Source organism: Rhizobium sp. WYCCWR 11128, from assembly GCF_013416305.1.
GTDB lineage: Bacteria > Pseudomonadota > Alphaproteobacteria > Rhizobiales > Rhizobiaceae > Rhizobium > Rhizobium indicum.
The window spans coordinates 1431425-1447758 of record NZ_JACCEZ010000001.1 but is presented as its reverse complement, the minus strand read 5'-3'; the positions used below and the strand labels follow the sequence as shown (position 1 = coordinate 1447758).

The window sequence follows — 16334 nt, the reverse complement described above, 5'->3', positions numbered from 1 at the left end:
TATGCCGACGAGTGCTGCGACGATGAAGAAATCGAACAGCGTGAAATACTCGAAAATCGCAGACATCGCCTGCTCCTCCTATTTCCTCCGCTGCAGATCATAACATGAAGGGCTAAACGATTCCACGCTGGAGTTGCAGCGTCCGTGCTGCCCCTGTGGCGCGGAAGAGGCGCCTGCCGGATTCTTTTCACCGGCGCCTGCCAAGCCTTGAAAGCATCCGTGGCGGGGATTAAGAGACGAGGGACAGGAACCGCTTTTCAAGAGCGAGAGGACATGATGGATTTCGAAGCAGCGCGCGTAAAGATGGTCGATACCCAGGTTCGCACGACGGACGTTACCTCGCATTCCGTGCTGACGGCGTTTCTCACGGTGCCCCGTGAGGCTTTCGTGCCGGAGAAGGCGAAGCTGCTGGCTTATATCGACAACGACGTCGAGATCTTCGCAGCCGCACCGGGAAAGCCGGCCCGCTTCCTGATGGAAGCGTCGCCGCTTGCCAAGCTGCTGCAGCTGGCCGCGATCACCAAGGACGACTTTGTGCTCGAGGTTGGCTGCGGCACGGGTTACACCTCGGCGCTCTTGTCGATCATTGCCGGCTCCGTCATCGCGCTCGAATGCGACGAGACGCTGGCCACTGAAGCGAAGGCGCAGCTTGCCGGCTACGCCAAGGTCGAGGTCGTGACCGGCCCGCTCGAACAGGGCTACGCTGCCGGTGCTCCCTATGATCTGATCTTCATCAACGGCGCAGTCGAAGAGGTTCCGGCGGCCCTTCTCGGTCAATTGCGCGATGGTGGCCGTCTGATCACCGTCGAAGGTTACGGCAACGCCGCCCGCGCCAAGGTCTTCGTCGCCGAGCGCGGCGCCATTTCGGAAAATGTCTTCTTTAATGCCTCGGTCAAGCCGCTGCCAGGTTTCGCCAAGGCGCGTGAATTCGTTTTCTGACATCGTTCGTGTCGATGACATTCAGCAACGGGCGCCATCGGCGCCCGTTTTTTTTCAACGCCGCTGGAAAGCCTTCACAAACATCATCTACGCTGACGCCGCCACGGCGGCTCGGACGGATGTTATGCGCTTCAACTTCGGTTTCATGGGATGTTTCCGCCGCAAAATCGCAACAGGCTTTGCGCGTGGCTAACATCAGGTAACAAAACTGTGCATGGCCGCATTCATTTGATTCGCGATGATTTTTTTCACGCCTGGGGTATTCTAAGGTCGTGGTGATTCGGATGAATGCTCCACACCATCCGGTCGTTGTTTTGGGATAACGGGGATAGAAATGGCTCAGCCAAGTGTAGCGCGTGAACCGTCCATGGAAGAAATTCTGGCCTCCATCCGCCAGATCATCGAAAGCAATGAGCCCGGCGCCGGCAAGGCGATTTCCGCATCCCTGCCGCCGGTCTACGGCGCCGACGAGGATGACAATGGCTCCGAAATTCATCTGACGGTCGACGATACATATGCCGGCGTGGAATTCCCCGAACCGGTCATGCGCTCCTCCGATCCGCGTTTCGTCGCCGCCAATTCGGCCGGCACCGCCCCCGAAGCAGAAGTTCCGGCCCGCGCTCTGTCGCTTGCCGATGTCGCCGCCCGCGTGCGCGCCGCCTCCGAGCGCAGCGCCGTGCAGGCCGGTCAGGCCCTGCGCGAAATTCCGAGCGGCTTCCGTCAGCCCGAACCGCAACCGGCCGTAATGCCGGAACCGCCGCGCGCCGCGGCACCGCAACCCCAGCCGCAGCCGGCACAGCCTGTTTTCCCGGATGCCGCAGCGTCCATCCGGCATGTTGCGATCCAGCAGCCGGCTGAGCCGGTGTTCACGGAAACGCAAAGGGTTGCCGTCGCCGAGCCTGCGCCTGCCGTCGAAACAGCGCTGCCGGCTATGGAACCCACTCAGTCGTCGACCGAGCGTTTCCTGCCGAGCGTTATGGATGAGGTCCAGCCGACGCTGCTTTCGGAGGGCGCCGGCCTGCAGATCAGCCGCTCCTTCGAGGAGCTCGCCGCCGCGATCGACGGTGCCGAGCGCCGCTCGCTGGACGAGATCGCAGAGGACATGCTGCGCCCGATGCTGCGTGAGTGGCTTGATGATAATCTGCCGACACTGGTCGAGCGGTTGGTGCGCGAGGAAATCGAGCGCGTGGCGCGCGGCCCGCGCCGCTGATCGGATTGCTTTTTCCTGAAAAGCCGCTCCGGTCTCCGGGGCGGCTTTTTTATTGACTTGGCCGTGACCATCCTATTTACAAACGGCCATCCTCGAACCTCGAAATTGGTCAGAAAATGCTCGACAAGACCTATGATTCCGCTGCCGTCGAACCGAAAATCGCCGCGATATGGGATGAGGCGGACGCTTTCCGCGCCGGCGCAAATGCCAAAGCCGGGGCCGAGACCTTCACCATCGTGATCCCGCCGCCGAATGTCACCGGTTCGCTGCACATGGGCCACGCGCTGAACAACACGCTGCAGGACATCCTGGTGCGCTTCGAGCGCATGCGCGGCAAGGACGTGCTCTGGCAGCCGGGCATGGACCACGCCGGCATCGCCACGCAGATGGTCGTCGAGCGCAAGCTGATGGAACAGCAGCTGCCGGGCCGCCGCGACATGGGCCGCGAAGCCTTCATCGACAAGATTTGGGAGTGGAAGGCCGAATCGGGCGGCCTGATCTTCAACCAGCTGAAGCGTCTTGGTGCGTCATGCGACTGGTCGCGCGAACGTTTCACCATGGACGAAGGCCTCTCGAAGGCCGTGCTCGAGGTTTTCGTCACGCTCTACAAGGAAGGGCTGATCTACAAGGACAAGCGTCTGGTCAATTGGGATCCGAAGCTGCTGACGGCGATTTCCGATATCGAAGTCGAGCAGCACGAGGTCAAGGGCAATCTCTGGCACCTGCGCTATCCGCTGGAAAAGGGCGTAACCTACCAATACCCGATTGCATTCGATGAGGAAGGCAAGCCGACCGAATTCGAGACGCGCGATTATGTGGTCGTCGCAACGACACGACCGGAGACCATGCTGGGCGATACCGGTGTTGCCGTCAATCCGAAGGACGAACGCTATCAGGGCATTGTAGGTAAGCATGTCATTCTGCCGATCGTCGGCCGCAGAATTCCGATCGTTGCTGACGATTATGCCGATCCGGCTGCCGGCACCGGCGCGGTGAAGATAACGCCCGCGCACGATTTCAACGACTTCGACGTCGGCAAGCGCGCAGGTCTTCGCGTCATCAATATTATGAACGGCGACGGCACGATCACCATCAAGGACAATGAGGACTTTCTTGAAGGTCTCGACAATCCAGCGGCGCTGCACGGCGCCTGGGACCGCCTGGAAGGGCAGGACCGCTTCTATGCGCGCAAGGTCATCGTCGAGATTTTCGAAGAGGCGGGCCTCGTCGACAAGATCGAGCCGCACAAGCACATGGTTCCGCACGGCGACCGCGGCGGCGTGCCGATCGAGCCGCGGCTGACCGAACAGTGGTATGTGGATGCCAAGACGCTCGCCGAACCGGCGATCGCCTCGGTCCGCGAAGGTCGCACCAGGATGGTGCCTAAGAGCTGGGACAAGACCTATTACGAATGGATGGAAAACATCCAGCCCTGGTGTATCTCCCGTCAGCTCTGGTGGGGTCACCAGATCCCCGCCTGGTACGGCCCGGACGGCCAGGTCTTCGTCGAAAAGACCGAGGAAGAGGCGCTGCAGGCGGCGATCCAGCATTACCTTTCGCATGAGGGGCCGATGAAGGCCTATGTCGAGGACCTGCTTGAAAACTTCAAGCCGGGCGAGATACTGACGCGTGACGAGGACGTGCTCGACACGTGGTTCTCCTCAGCACTCTGGCCTTTCTCGACGCTCGGCTGGCCGGACGAGACGCCCGAACTGGCGCGTTATTACCCGACCAACGTTCTCGTCACCGGCTTCGATATCATCTTCTTCTGGGTTGCCCGCATGATGATGATGGGCCTGCACCTTATGAAGGATGAGGACGGCGAACCCGTCGAGCCCTTCCAGACCGTCTATGTCCACGCGCTGGTGCGCGACAAGAATGGGCAGAAGATGTCGAAGTCGAAGGGCAACGTCATCGATCCCTTGGAACTGATCGACGAATACGGCGCCGACGCGCTGCGGTTCACCCTGGCGATCATGGCGGCGCAGGGCCGCGACGTGAAGCTTGATCCGGCCCGCATCGCCGGCTACCGTAATTTCGGCACCAAGCTCTGGAACGCCACACGCTTCGCCGAGATGAACGGCGCGAAAAGCGACCCGCATTTCGTGCCGGAGGCCGCCGAGCTCACCATCAATCGCTGGATCCTGACGGAACTTGCCCGTACGGAACGTGACGTAACGGAAGCACTCGAAGCCTTCCGCTTCAACGATGCTGCCGGCGCGCTCTACCGCTTCGTCTGGAACGAGGTCTGCGACTGGTATCTCGAACTGTTGAAGCCGGTCTTCAATGGTGAGGACGAGGGCGCCAAGGCCGAAGCCCAGGCCTGCAGCGCCTATATTCTCGAAGAGATCTACAAGCTGCTGCATCCCTTCATGCCGTTCATGACCGAAGAGCTTTGGGCCCATACGGCAGGTGAAGGCAAAGAGCGCGACAGATTGGTCTGCCACGCCGAATGGCCAGCGCCGTCCTATGCCGATGACGGGGCCGCTGACGAGATCAACTGGCTGATCGACCTGGTTTCCGGCATCCGCTCGGTGCGTGCTGAGATGAACGTGCCGCCATCGGCGACGGCCCCGCTCGTCGTCGTCAAGGCCAACAACCTGACGCGTGAACGGCTGTTCCGCCACGACGCCGCCATCAAGCGGCTTGCGCGCGTTGAGGCGATATCGCTGGCTGACGATGCGCCGAAGGGTGCCGCTCAGATCGTCATCGCCGAGGCCACCATCTGCCTGCCGCTCGGCAAGCTGATCGACCTTTCCGCCGAAAAGGCTCGTCTGGAAAAAGCGATTGCCAAGATGGAGGGCGAGATCTCCCGCATCGACGGCAAGCTCTCCAACGAGAAGTTCGTCGCCAATGCCAATCCCGAAGTGGTGGAGGCCGAGCGCGATCGTCTCGATGAACTCAAGGGTCAGATCGCAAGCCTGAGGATCGCTCTTTCCAGGGTGAGCGAAGCCGGGTAAGTTTCATTGGCCCATTTTGGTAAGTTGTTTCAAAGACGCGCCCGCTGCGGGCGCGTCTTTTTGTCGTTTTGGGCGGGCATGATTCGGACCTGAAAGCGGCGGTTTCAGGCGCTGAACCTGTGGATTGTGGCTGGACGGGCAGCCAGTTGGCGAAAACTGCGACTGTTGTCGGATTGATACAGCTTCCGCAATGTTTGGAATGAAAACCCAAAAGCCCATCCGAAACCCGATAACTCTGGAATATAATTTTATTAACCAGATTTTTTGACGTGTCCGTCAATTTCTTTACGTAAGTTTGCCGCTGCAATGCCTGGGAGCGCTGCCGTGGGGCGCGTTGCCATGTCGAGCAAACACTTACTAGAGTGGCGTGACATCAATTGCTGGAGTGGGGGAGACACAATGGCATCGCGTAGGTTTTCCAAGGGCGTAACGTCGCTCGTTCTTTTTTCGTCGCTTGCATCGCCGTCTTTCGCTGGCGGTCTGGAGCGTGGCGGCTATAACATCGATCAGCTGTTCGATACGTCGCCTTTTTCGTTTCAGTCGGGCGTTACCTACGTCACGCCGCAGCGCAAGCTGAAGGACGTCCGTGACACGGATACGTCGACATCTCCAGGCGGTGGCAATCTGAACAGCCGTCCAAACACCGCTGACGATACCTCAAATTACACCATCCCTTATATTGGCTTTAAGGCTGGTTTTGGCGATGCAATCGACTGCCTGGTCGATTATTCAGAGCCCTTCGGCGGGCATACCGACCCCGGTCTGAACTGGGCCGGTGCCAACAATAACATTGAGACAGAGATCAAAACCCGCAACTATGGCGGCACCTGCTCCTATCGTTTTGATGTCGGCCCTGGGCAGCTTCGCTTCATCGGCGGCGCTTTCTATCAGGAAGTCGAAGGCTTCAAGGAACGTCTGGTTTCAACCGTTCCGCTTCTCGTCGGTACGGGCAACGGCGTCGGCCGCCTCGATCTCGAAGATAGTGGCTGGGGTTGGCGCGCCGGTCTCGCCTACGAGATTCCGGAATATGCAATGCGAGCGAGCCTCGTCTATAACAGCCGCGTAAAATACGACAATTTGACCGGTACGGTGGATCTGACGCAGGTGACTGCACCATTTGCACCGCTGAATGGCGCTCCTTATGGAAGGGTCACGGATGTCTTCGGCTCTGCCGAAGCGCCGGATTCGCTTGAGCTTAAGTTGCAAAGCGGTATCGCTCCGGATTGGCTCGCCTTCGGATCGGTAAAGTGGACGAACTGGAGTGTCCTGCAGTCCGTGCCTTTCTGCCCAAAATCGACCAAGGGCTTAGTCGCCTGCACCTCTGGCGGTGCGACGGAGCTGACGTCGCTCGACCTTCTTTACCAGGACGGTTGGACGATCACCGGTGGTGTTGGCCACAAATTCAACGAACAGTGGGCAGGTGCAGTCAGCCTCACCTGGGATCGCGGCACCAGCCAGGGCTATGGCGCGCAGACCGATAGCTGGACGCTGGGGCTCGGTGCAGCCTTCACGCCGACCGAACATATCGAATGGCGCGTTGCCGGTGCCGTGGGCGTGTTGACGAGCGGTTCGTCCGGCGTCGTGACCCAGAATGGCGTCACGTTTGGAGATGATGTCTCCTACTCCTTTGACAACGATCTGGTCGCTGCGCTGTCGACGAGCCTAAAGATCAAGTTCTAATTCCCCGATTTGAAGAATTGAGGAGCCCGGCACTGCCGGGCTCTTCTTTATTCGTGCCCGTTAATCATGCCATTTCCCGATCCCGTTTTGTGACGATTCAGCAACACATTTTTACGACGTTTGGCGTATGGTGGTGGTGGGGTGGATTTGTCCATTTCCCGCCACAAAGAGGGCGCAGCGCTATTTGCGGGCGAGGTGATGGCAGGCGTACGGTGCGTGTAAATAGTAGCATGGGTCGATTTTTTTCCGGTGACATCAAATCGTACGGCGCGATTGGCGACATTCGTTTGATTGCGGTCGTTTCGCTTTCCGAACAAGGCTGTTCCGGCCGCCGATCCGGCCTCGCGATGAAGTCGTCGATCCGTTCATTGTCGCTGTTTTCGACCCGCTCAGATGAGCAGCCCGGCTTTGCCGGAAAGGTCGATACCGGTTTCGTCACATTTACTGTTTACGAATGCGATAGAGGCGGGAAGGCGGATGCCGCACCTGCCGAAAGAGTGCCACGGAGATTGCAGTCGAGCCATGCCGGGAGCCGGGTGGTTCTGAAGGATGGGCTGAGAATATCGCCTTTGAGAAAAGGCCAATGGGCTGGATGCGACGCGGGTAAAGGAGCCATGGAGCTCGCCGCGGGATCGCTCGCCTCGAAGAAATACATCCGCGGGATGCAAGGCATGAGCGCCGTTGCCGCCTGCCTGGGATGAGCGAAAGAAATCGGTTGAAATGGTGACGTCCGAGTTCAAACTGTTCAAATTCATGCTGGTGGGCATGTCTATAGCCGTAGCGCTGGCGCTGTCCGGTCCGTGCCGTGCATTCGACATCAAAGGTGGCGTCAGCAAGGAATCCGGACCGTTCGATCTCTTCAAGTTCGGCTTCAAGGCCTATAAGAACGGCCAGAAGGAAGAGGCGGTAGAAGCCTATAAATACGCTGCCGAAAAGGGGCACACCGGCTCGCGCTGGGCGCTTGCCAATATGTATGCCGATGGCGACGGTGTCACGCAGGACGATTTCGAAGCCTTCAAGATCTACAGCGAGATCGCCCAGCAGGGCGTCGAACCCGGCTCAGAAGATACCGGCTTCTTCGTCAACGCGCTGCTCTCGCTCGCCAGTTACTACAGGCACGGCATTGCCGGCAGTCCGGTCAGGATCGACCTCAGCCAGGCGCGCCAGCTTTATTTTCAGGTGGCCTCCACCTTTGGCGTCCCCGAGGCGCAGTTCCAACTGGCGCAGATGATGCTGGCCGGCGAGGGCGGCAATGCCAGCCCGCAGCAGGCGAAGAAATGGCTGAACCAGGCCCGCAAGAGCGGCCATCCCGGCGCCATGGCGGTCTTCGGCAATATTCTGTTCGACGAAGGCCAGACGGCCCGCGGTCTGGCGCTGATGACGGCAGCACTCGATCGCTGCAAGCCCAAGGACTGCGGCTGGATGGAAGCGCTGCAGGAGCAGGCCTTCTCGGTTGCCAACGAGGCCGACCGCCGCACAGCGGTATCGCTGTCGCACACCATCGCGAGCGGTACCGACGACTAAGCGGCCCAAGTCTATTCGGAGGCGTGAAGCTGCAGGCGGAAAGCCTCAGCCCGCGAAATTGAAATAGGCGATGACAGGCACGTGGTCGGACGGCTTTTCCCAGGCTCGCACATGTTTTTCGATCGCAGCCGACGTCATCCGGTCGGCAGCTTCCGGCGACAGCAGCAGATGGTCGATGCGGATGCCGTTGTTCTTCGGCCAGGCGCCGGCCTGATAATCCCAGAAGGAATAAAACTGCGTCGCATCCGTCGTTGCGCGCACCGCATCCGTCAGGCCGAGATTTTCGAGCCTGCGGAACGCCGCCCGTGTCTGCGGCAGAAACAGTGCATCGTTTTCCCAGACCCTGGGATCGAAGCAGTCGTGCGGTTCCGGGATGACGTTGTAATCGCCGGCAAGGATCAGCATCTCCTCATAGGCCAGCCGTTCGGTGGCGAACGTCTGCAGGCGCTCCATCCAGGCGAGCTTGTAGGGATATTTCTCCGTTTCGACAGGATTGCCGTTGGGCAGGTAGATGCAGCAGACGCGCAGGATTCTCGAGTCGGACAGGGTGAACGCCGCTTCGAGGAAACGCGCCTGTTCGTCCAGCGGATCGCCGGGCAGGCCGCGGTTCACTTCGAAAGGTGAACTCTTGGAGAGGATCGCGACGCCATTGAAGCCCTTCTGGCCGTGCGTCTCGACATGATAGCCGAGCGCCTCGATCTCCAGCCGTGGGAAACCTTCGTCGACCGTCTTGATCTCCTGCAGGCAGACGATATCCGGATCGGAATCCTTCAGCCATTGCGTGAGATTGTCGATGCGCGCCTTGACGCCGTTGATGTTCCAGGTCGCGATCTTCATGGCTCTGTCCCGTTCCGTATAATGCATGTCGCCCAGAAGTGTGCAGCGGGCCTGGGAGACGACAGGCATAAAAACAAAGAGCTAAAGCGCACCGCATGAATCAGTGTCGATCCGGCGCGCTTCAGTGCGCTTCTTTTATCGCGGTCTTTCGCCGCCGGACAAGACGATAAACCGGCCGGAAGGAATTCTTCGGCCGGTTTGATGGGGAGTATGTGCGTTTAGACGTTCAGATCGAGAAACTGGTGCCGCAGCCGCAGCTTGCCACCGCATTCGGGTTCTTGATCTGGAAGGATTGGCCAAGCAGATTGTCGACGAAGTCGATCTCCGAGCCCGCCATATAGACGAGGGAAAGGCTGTCGATCAGCACCTTGGCATCGTTCTTTTCGACGATGATGTCGTCGTCGTCAGCGTTGTCGGCAAGATCGAACTTGTAGGAAAAGCCCGAACAGCCGCCGCCTTCGACAGAAACGCGCAAGGCGCTCTTGCCGGTTTCGGCGCCGACGATCGCAGCGATACGCTTTGCCGCGGCATCTGAAAGGGTTACACTCGTATCCGTCATGTTTCCTCCTGCCGGGGTCAAGATCCGGAGAGAATGGGTTTTGGCACTTGAATGTTCAAATGCCTGATATCAAAGAAACTTACCATGATATCTGCGAAAAGGCGATGATGCGCCGAAGCGGTTAAGAAAGCGCCTCTTTGCCGTTTCATCGGGCTATAGGTATGAAGAGCGTTAGGCGGCGTCAATGGGCAGATGCGGCAACATGCAGGATGACGGTGAAGAATGACGATCGATACGCGTGCTTTGGGTTTTGGCAGCAGTGAGAGGGCGGTCTATGCGGCCGACCCCTGGACGACGCGCGGGCGGCTTTATCAGGAGGACGGAAGCCCGACGCGCTCCGATTTCCAGCGCGACCGCGACCGCATCGTCCACACCACCGCCTTCCGCCGGCTGAAGCACAAGACCCAGGTCTTCATCGCCCAGGATGGCGATCATTACCGCACCCGGCTGACGCACACGATCGAGGTGGCCCAGATCGCCCGCGCGCTTGCCCGCGCCCTGAAGCTCGACGAGGATCTGGCCGAAGGCGTGGCGCTCGTGCACGATTTCGGCCATACGCCGTTCGGTCATACCGGCGAAGACGCGCTGCACGAGGTGCTGCTGCCCTATGGCGGCTTCGATCACAATGCCCAATCGCTGCGCATCGTGACCAAACTGGAGAGGCGTTATGCCGAATTCGACGGCATCAACCTGACCTGGGAAAGCCTCGAAGGTCTTGTCAAGCACAATGGCCCCCTTCTGACGGCTGATGGAGTAGGCACCCGCGGTCCCGTTCCGCAGCCGATCCTTGATTATTGCGAGTTGCACGATCTCGAGCTTGCAACCTATGCCAGCCTTGAGGCCCAGGTCGCGGCGATCGCCGACGACATCGCATATAATACCCACGATATCGACGATGGCCTGCGCTCCGGCTACCTGACTTTCGACATGCTGGAGGAGATCCCGTTTCTTGCCGGGCTGATGGCCGAGGTGAGGGCGCGATATCCACATCTGGAGCCGAGCCGCTTCACCCATGAGATCATGCGCCGCCAGATTACCCGCATGGTCGAAGACGTGATTGGCGTGGCGCAGCAGCGCCTGTCGCTCCTCCGCCCTGAGAATGCGGCCGACATCCGCGCTGCCGACCGGGTTATCGCCACCTTTTCCGAGGGGATGGCCGAGACCGACAGACAGATCAAGGCCATGCTCTTCAAACGCATCTACCGCAATCCCGATATCATGCGCATCCGTGCCGGTGCCGCCCAGATCGTCACCGATCTCTTTGCCGCCTACATGGTCAATCCCAAGGAGATGCAGAGCCATTACTGGGTCGATCATATCGCCGGCCTGTCCGATGCGCCGAAGGCCCGCCATGTCGGCGATTATCTCGCCGGCATGACCGACACATATGCCATCAGCGCCCACAGGCGGTTGTTTGACCACACTCCGGATTTGCGATAGGCAGCGGTCGCCCACGCCGAGGGCCGATTTGAGCCTTTGGCACAGCCTATGCATGGAAGAGTGCGATGAACCTTTTTACCGACTTCGAAGCCAGGATCAAAACCGCCCTTGAACAGATCGATCTGGTCAGGGAAAAGCGATCCGAGCTCGATTTCGGCCGCATCACCGTCGAGCCGCCGCGTGACGCGAGCCATGGCGATGTCGCGACCAATGCCGCAATGGTGCTGGCAAAACCGCTCGGAACCAATCCGCGCGCGCTGGCCGACGTCATCATCGCCAAGCTCAAGGAGGATGCCGACGTCGCCGATGTCTCGGTCGCGGGGCCGGGCTTCATCAACATCCGTCTCGCCGTCGGCTACTGGCAGCGGCTGCTCGCCTCGATGATCGGCTCCGGCACCGATTACGGCCGCTCGGCGCTCGGCGAGGGCAAGAAGGTCAACGTCGAATATGTCTCGGCCAATCCGACCGGCCCTATGCATGTCGGCCATTGCCGTGGCGCCGTCGTCGGCGACGCGCTCGCCAACCTGCTCGCTTTTGCCGGTTACGGCGTCGAGAAGGAATATTACATCAACGATGCCGGCTCGCAGATTGACGTGCTCGCCCGTTCCGTCTTCCTGCGCTATCGCGAAGCGCTCGGCGAAAAGATCGGCGAAATCCCCTCGGGTCTCTATCCCGGCGACTATCTCGTGCCCGTCGGCCAGTCGCTTGCCGCCGATTACGGCGTGCGGCTGCACAACATGCCGGAAGACCAATGGATGCCGATCGTCAAGGATCGCACCATTGATGCGATGATGGTGATGATCCGTGAGGATCTGGCGGCTCTGAACGTCCATCACGACGTCTTCTTCTCCGAACGCACCCTGCATGCCAATGGTGCAGCCGCGATCCGCACGGCGATCAACGACCTGACCTTCAAGGGCTATGTCTACAAGGGCACGCTGCCGCCGCCGAAGGGCCAGCTTCCCGAGGACTGGGAAGATCGCGAACAGACATTGTTCCGTTCGACCGAGGTGGGCGACGATATCGACCGGCCGCTGATCAAGTCGGACGGCTCCTACACCTATTTCGCCGCCGACGTCGCTTACTTCAAGAACAAGTTCGACCGCGGTTTCGACGAGATGATCTATGTGCTCGGCGCCGACCACGGCGGCTACGTCAAGCGCCTGGAAGCGGTTGCACGCGGCGTTTCGGATGGTATGGCGAAGCTGACCGTACTGCTCTGCCAGCTCGTCAAGCTCTATCGCAACGGCGAGCCGGTGAAGATGTCGAAACGCTCGGGCGACTTCGTCACGCTTCGGGACGTCGTCGAAGAAGTCGGCCGTGATTCGGTCCGGTTTATGATGCTTTATCGCAAGAATTCCGAGCCGCTCGACTTCGATTTCGCCAAAGTGACCGAACAGTCGAAAGATAATCCTGTTTTTTATGTGCAGTATGCGCATGCTCGCTGCATGTCGGTCTTCCGGCAGGCGAGGGAGGCTTTTCCCGACCTCGATGTCTCCCACGAGAAACTGGCGAAAACCGTTGCAGGCATTGGCGATCCGGCCGAATTGCAGCTTGTTGCCAAGCTCGCTGAATTTCCGCGTATCGTCGAGGCGGCGGCCCAGTCGCAGGAGCCGCATCGTATCGCTTTTTACCTCTACGACCTCGCCAGTTCCTTCCACGCGCACTGGAACAAAGGTAAAGATCAGCCGGAATTACGATTTGTTAATGATAAAAACCGAGAATCAAGTATTGCCAGACTTGGGCTGGTGTACGCCGTCGCGTCGGTTTTGAAGTCGGGACTTGCCATTACAGGCACTGCCGCACCGGACGAAATGCGATAACGTCACCATTTCCCCACAATGCGCTGGCATTTGAGCGTTGGCGTTTGCGAGTGGGAATAGGCATGGCTGATAAACAACTTGCGTATGATACGCGCGGAAAAAACGATCTGTTTGCCGACGACGATCCGTTGGCTGAACTGGCCCGTATCGTCGGCTTCGAGCCGCGTGTTGCAGCGAATACGGTGACGGAGACCGCGCGCCGCGAGCCCGCCCTCGATCTCGAGGATGAGCTTGGGCGCGAGTTCGACCGCTACGACTCGCCACGTCCGCTTGCGGAGCTCGATCGGCCCGCCGAACCGATCTCTGATGACCTCACGCCTGAAGATTACGTCGAGCCCGTTCTCGATGCTTCTTCCGCTGCCGAACATGCGGAGGCTCCTGAGCCGGTTTCGGTTTCCGTCGCTGCCGTTGAGGCCGAAGAAGCTTTGCCCGCCGCAGGGAATGGGGACGTATCCGCCGCCGACTGGGCGGAGCAGCTTTCTCCCGAGCCCGACGCGTCGGTGCAATCGGCCTTCGGCGGTGCGCGCGACCTGATCGAGGAGCTTGAGCTGTCGATCGGCGCAGCACCGGTCTCTTCGTTGGCGCAGCCCTCCAAGGCGCCGCAATGGTCGGCTGCCAGCATCAGGCTGCCGCTTGCCAATTTCCATGCACCGAGGCGCGAGGAACCGGTTGTTTTGCCGGAGCCTGTGGTCGAAGCTGTCTCCGCACCGGTTGCTGAAGCGCCATCCGCCGATCTTCCTGTGGTCGAGGCTCAACCTGTCGTCGAGCCGCCGACGCTTGTCGCCGCTGTCGAGCCTTCCGAGGAATTTGAATCCGCTTCTCCGTCACTTGGCTTTCCCGCCGAGCTCGATCGCCATGATGAGGTGATCGCGCCGGAAGAGACCGCCGAGGCAGAGGAATTCGTCGAAGTCGAGGAAGAGCTGGAGGACTTCGGGTCCGACGCCGGTTTCGATCTCATCGCCGCCGCCGTCGAAGGCGAGATCCAGGCCGATGCCGCCCTGACCGAGGTCGTGCCGGATGTTCCGCACACCGCCGGCACATTCGATCTCGACGATCTGCTCGCCGACGTCTCGCGTTATCCGGTGCCGCAACGTGCCACTCCGGCGCCCGTCTCGCCGCAACCCGCATCGATCGAGGCAGCGCCCGTTCCCGCCACCCCCGTGGCCACCGCACCCGTCGAGCCCGAGGTGATCGCGCCCGCACCGCTCGCCGCAGCACCCGTCCGGTCTGCTGCGGTCGAGCTGGCCCCTGTCTATGCTGTCGAAGCCGCAAGGCCGATCGCGCCGCAGCTTGCCGAGGTCGTTGCGCCTCAGCCTGCCGCAGCGACATATTCGCCTGCGCCGCAGCCGGTATCGGAAGCCGACGACCCCTTCGCCGGCCATGATTTCGAGCTGGATCTTGCCGGCATCGAGCTGGAACTGACCGATCTCGATTTCTCCGAGCCGTCCGAGCCCGCACCGCAGCCTGAGCCGCCGGCCCCTGCTCCCCAGCAGGCGGCTGCCGTCGCTCCTCGCCCCGCTCCGGTTTTTGCTCCTGAGCCGCCGGCTCCTGCTTTTGAGCAGGCTGCAGCCGCTCCTGCACGGTCCGCTCCGGCCTTCGTTCCCGAGCCACAGGCTCAAGCTCCGGCTCCGGCTTTCAACTGGACGCCTGTCTCCGAATCGACCGAAGACCTGCCATTCGATCCGGCGATGATCTCCGATCCGGAGGATCGTCCCGAGGCCGTCGACGACATGCACGTGCCGGCGCTGCCGCCGGTCGAGCAGCCCGCGCCGGTCGCGAAATCCGCGGATTTCGATTTCGATCTCGACGCCGAGATTGCCAGCTTCTTTGAACCGGCCAAACCGCGGCAAACGCCGACGCCGGTCCGGGATACGGCCGCCGCCGCTGCACAGCCGGTCAAGCCCACCATTGCCGATGGCCTCGATGATTTCGAACGGGCGCTGGAGGAAGATTTCCGCCGCAGCGTGCGCGAGCCGGTCGAGCGCCGCGAGACCTCCGAGGTCCGCATCGAATCGGCAAGCCAGGCCGCTGATTTCAGCCGCGCCCGATCGATGCGCCAGTTGCTTGCCGGGGCCGTCGTGCTCGTGGTCTTTGCCGGCGTCGGCTATGGCGTCTATTCCTCCGTCTGGAACGGCGAGGGGCTCGGCATTGTCGCGTCCGGCGAACCGCGCGTGATCACAGCCGACAAGGAGCCGGTCAAGGTCGTTCCGGAAAATCCTGGCGGCAAGACCGTGCCGAACCAGGATAAGGCCGTCTACGACCGCGTTGCAGGTTCTGCCGAAGAGCCGAAGCAGAAGGCGCTCGTTTCTTCCGATGAGGCGCCCGTCGATGTGGTCCAGCGCACGCTGACACCGGAAGCGCTGCCCGAGGACGACGAGAACGCCAGCGTCGACGATCAGGTCACGCCGACTGCGGTCGGTGAGACGGAGGATCCGCGTCTGCTGCCAACCCAGGACAGCGCCGACAGCGCCTCGGCAACCGACACCGACAAGACGCCGTCCGTTTCGCCGCGCAAGGTCCGCACGATGATCGTCAAGCCTGACGGTACGTTGGTCGCCCGCGAGGAATCGGCGCCCGTCGAAGAGCCGACGCCGTCTGACCAGGCGACACAGTCTGCCCAGGCAACGCCGTCGGCCCAGCCGATGCCGCCAGCTCAGCCGGCGTTGACGGCTCCGTCGACCCCGTCCGCGCAATCGACCCCGGCTGTACCTCCCGTCGGTGGAACGGCCGCAAGCTTCCCGGCAAGCGCCGAGGTTGCTTCCGCCGATGCGCGTTCTGCAGCCCCCGTCGAAACCGCGCCGGTACAGCCGCCGCTCGCCGGCAGTGCCGACGCGCAGGCCGCAAATCCCGCCCCGGTCGCTCCGCCGGTGCGCCCGGTCAAAACCTCGGGGATTGCCGATACCGCTCCGATTCCGACCGCCCGTCCGGTCGATCAGCCCGTCAACGTTGTCGGCACAGTGACCGAGAAGGGCAATGTCCGCCCGACCGCACAGCAGCCGAAGACGACGGAGGTCGCCGTCGCAGCACCCGTCGCCGCAAAGCCGCAGCAGGCCGCATCCGCCGGCGGCTACGGCATCCAGATCGCCTCGCTGCCTTCGGAAGACGAGGCGACCAAATCCTATGCCAACCTGTCGAAGAAATTCGCCAGCGTGCTCGGCGGCCGCAGCCACGAGATCCGCAGGGCCGATATCGCCGGCAAGGGCACTTTCTACCGTGTCCGCATACCGGCCGGTTCCAAGGATGAGGCCGCAGCACTGTGCGAACAGTATCGCGCGGCGGGTGGAAGCTGCCTGATCTCCAGGTAGGATCGCGTCTTTGAATTTCAGAGCGGCGGGCCAGATCGGTCCGCCGCTCTTTTTTGT

The 16334-nt window shown here is 61.0% G+C and carries 11 protein-coding genes; 9 read left to right on the top strand and 2 right to left on the bottom strand.

The window, feature by feature from the left end:
* Nucleotides 1–273: 273 nt before the first annotated feature.
* The 6 genes from HX898_RS07055 to exoR all read left to right on the top strand — a co-directional run bounded on the left by HX898_RS07055 (nt 274) and on the right by exoR (nt 8313).
* Complete coding sequence (locus HX898_RS07055; RefSeq protein ID WP_180194291.1) at nt 274–939, top strand: protein-L-isoaspartate O-methyltransferase; 666 nt, start codon at nt 274–276, stop codon at nt 937–939.
* 334 nt (nt 940–1273) lie between these two features.
* Nucleotides 1274–2149, top strand: a complete 876-nt coding sequence (locus HX898_RS07050; protein WP_138391126.1) for a DUF2497 domain-containing protein — start codon at nt 1274–1276, stop codon at nt 2147–2149.
* 116 nt (nt 2150–2265) lie between these two features.
* Complete coding sequence (locus tag HX898_RS07045) at nt 2266–5109, top strand: valine--tRNA ligase (protein ID WP_180194290.1); 2844 nt, start codon at nt 2266–2268, stop codon at nt 5107–5109.
* Between the two features lie 399 nt (nt 5110–5508).
* The gene (locus HX898_RS07040; protein ID WP_003538954.1) at nt 5509–6789 is read left to right on the top strand and encodes an OmpP1/FadL family transporter; all 1281 of its coding nucleotides are present in this window, start codon (nt 5509–5511) and stop codon (nt 6787–6789) included.
* A gap of 230 nt (nt 6790–7019) precedes the next feature.
* The gene (locus HX898_RS07035) at nt 7020–7490 is read left to right on the top strand and encodes a hypothetical protein (RefSeq protein ID WP_138329831.1); all 471 of its coding nucleotides are present in this window, start codon (nt 7020–7022) and stop codon (nt 7488–7490) included.
* 19 nt (nt 7491–7509) lie between these two features.
* Complete coding sequence (gene exoR / locus HX898_RS07030; RefSeq protein ID WP_138329830.1) at nt 7510–8313, top strand: exopolysaccharide production regulator ExoR; 804 nt, start codon at nt 7510–7512, stop codon at nt 8311–8313.
* A 45-nt stretch (nt 8314–8358) separates the two neighbouring features.
* Here exoR and xth read toward each other — a convergent pair whose 3' ends face one another.
* Together xth and erpA are read right to left on the bottom strand one after the other, a co-directional pair.
* Nucleotides 8359–9150, bottom strand: a complete 792-nt coding sequence (gene xth / locus HX898_RS07025; RefSeq protein ID WP_180194289.1) for an exodeoxyribonuclease III — start codon at nt 9148–9150, stop codon at nt 8359–8361.
* 226 nt (nt 9151–9376) lie between these two features.
* Complete coding sequence (erpA, locus tag HX898_RS07020) at nt 9377–9709, bottom strand: iron-sulfur cluster insertion protein ErpA (protein WP_180194288.1); 333 nt, start codon at nt 9707–9709, stop codon at nt 9377–9379.
* A gap of 222 nt (nt 9710–9931) precedes the next feature.
* Here erpA and HX898_RS07015 point away from each other — a divergent pair, with 222 nt between their 5' ends.
* The 3 genes from HX898_RS07015 (at nt 9932) to HX898_RS07005 (ending at nt 16277) form a co-directional block, all read left to right on the top strand.
* Nucleotides 9932–11149 carry a deoxyguanosinetriphosphate triphosphohydrolase gene (locus HX898_RS07015; RefSeq protein WP_138329827.1) on the top strand — a complete coding sequence of 406 codons (1218 nt, stop codon included), beginning with the start codon at nt 9932–9934 and terminating at the stop codon, nt 11147–11149.
* A 65-nt stretch (nt 11150–11214) separates the two neighbouring features.
* Nucleotides 11215–12972 carry an arginine--tRNA ligase gene (gene argS, locus HX898_RS07010; protein WP_180194287.1) on the top strand — a complete coding sequence of 586 codons (1758 nt, stop codon included), beginning with the start codon at nt 11215–11217 and terminating at the stop codon, nt 12970–12972.
* 62 nt (nt 12973–13034) lie between these two features.
* Nucleotides 13035–16277 (top strand): SPOR domain-containing protein, encoded by a 3243-nt coding sequence (locus HX898_RS07005; RefSeq protein ID WP_246697887.1) that lies wholly within the window; start codon nt 13035–13037, stop codon nt 16275–16277.
* The last annotated feature ends 57 nt before the right edge of the window (nt 16278–16334 follow it).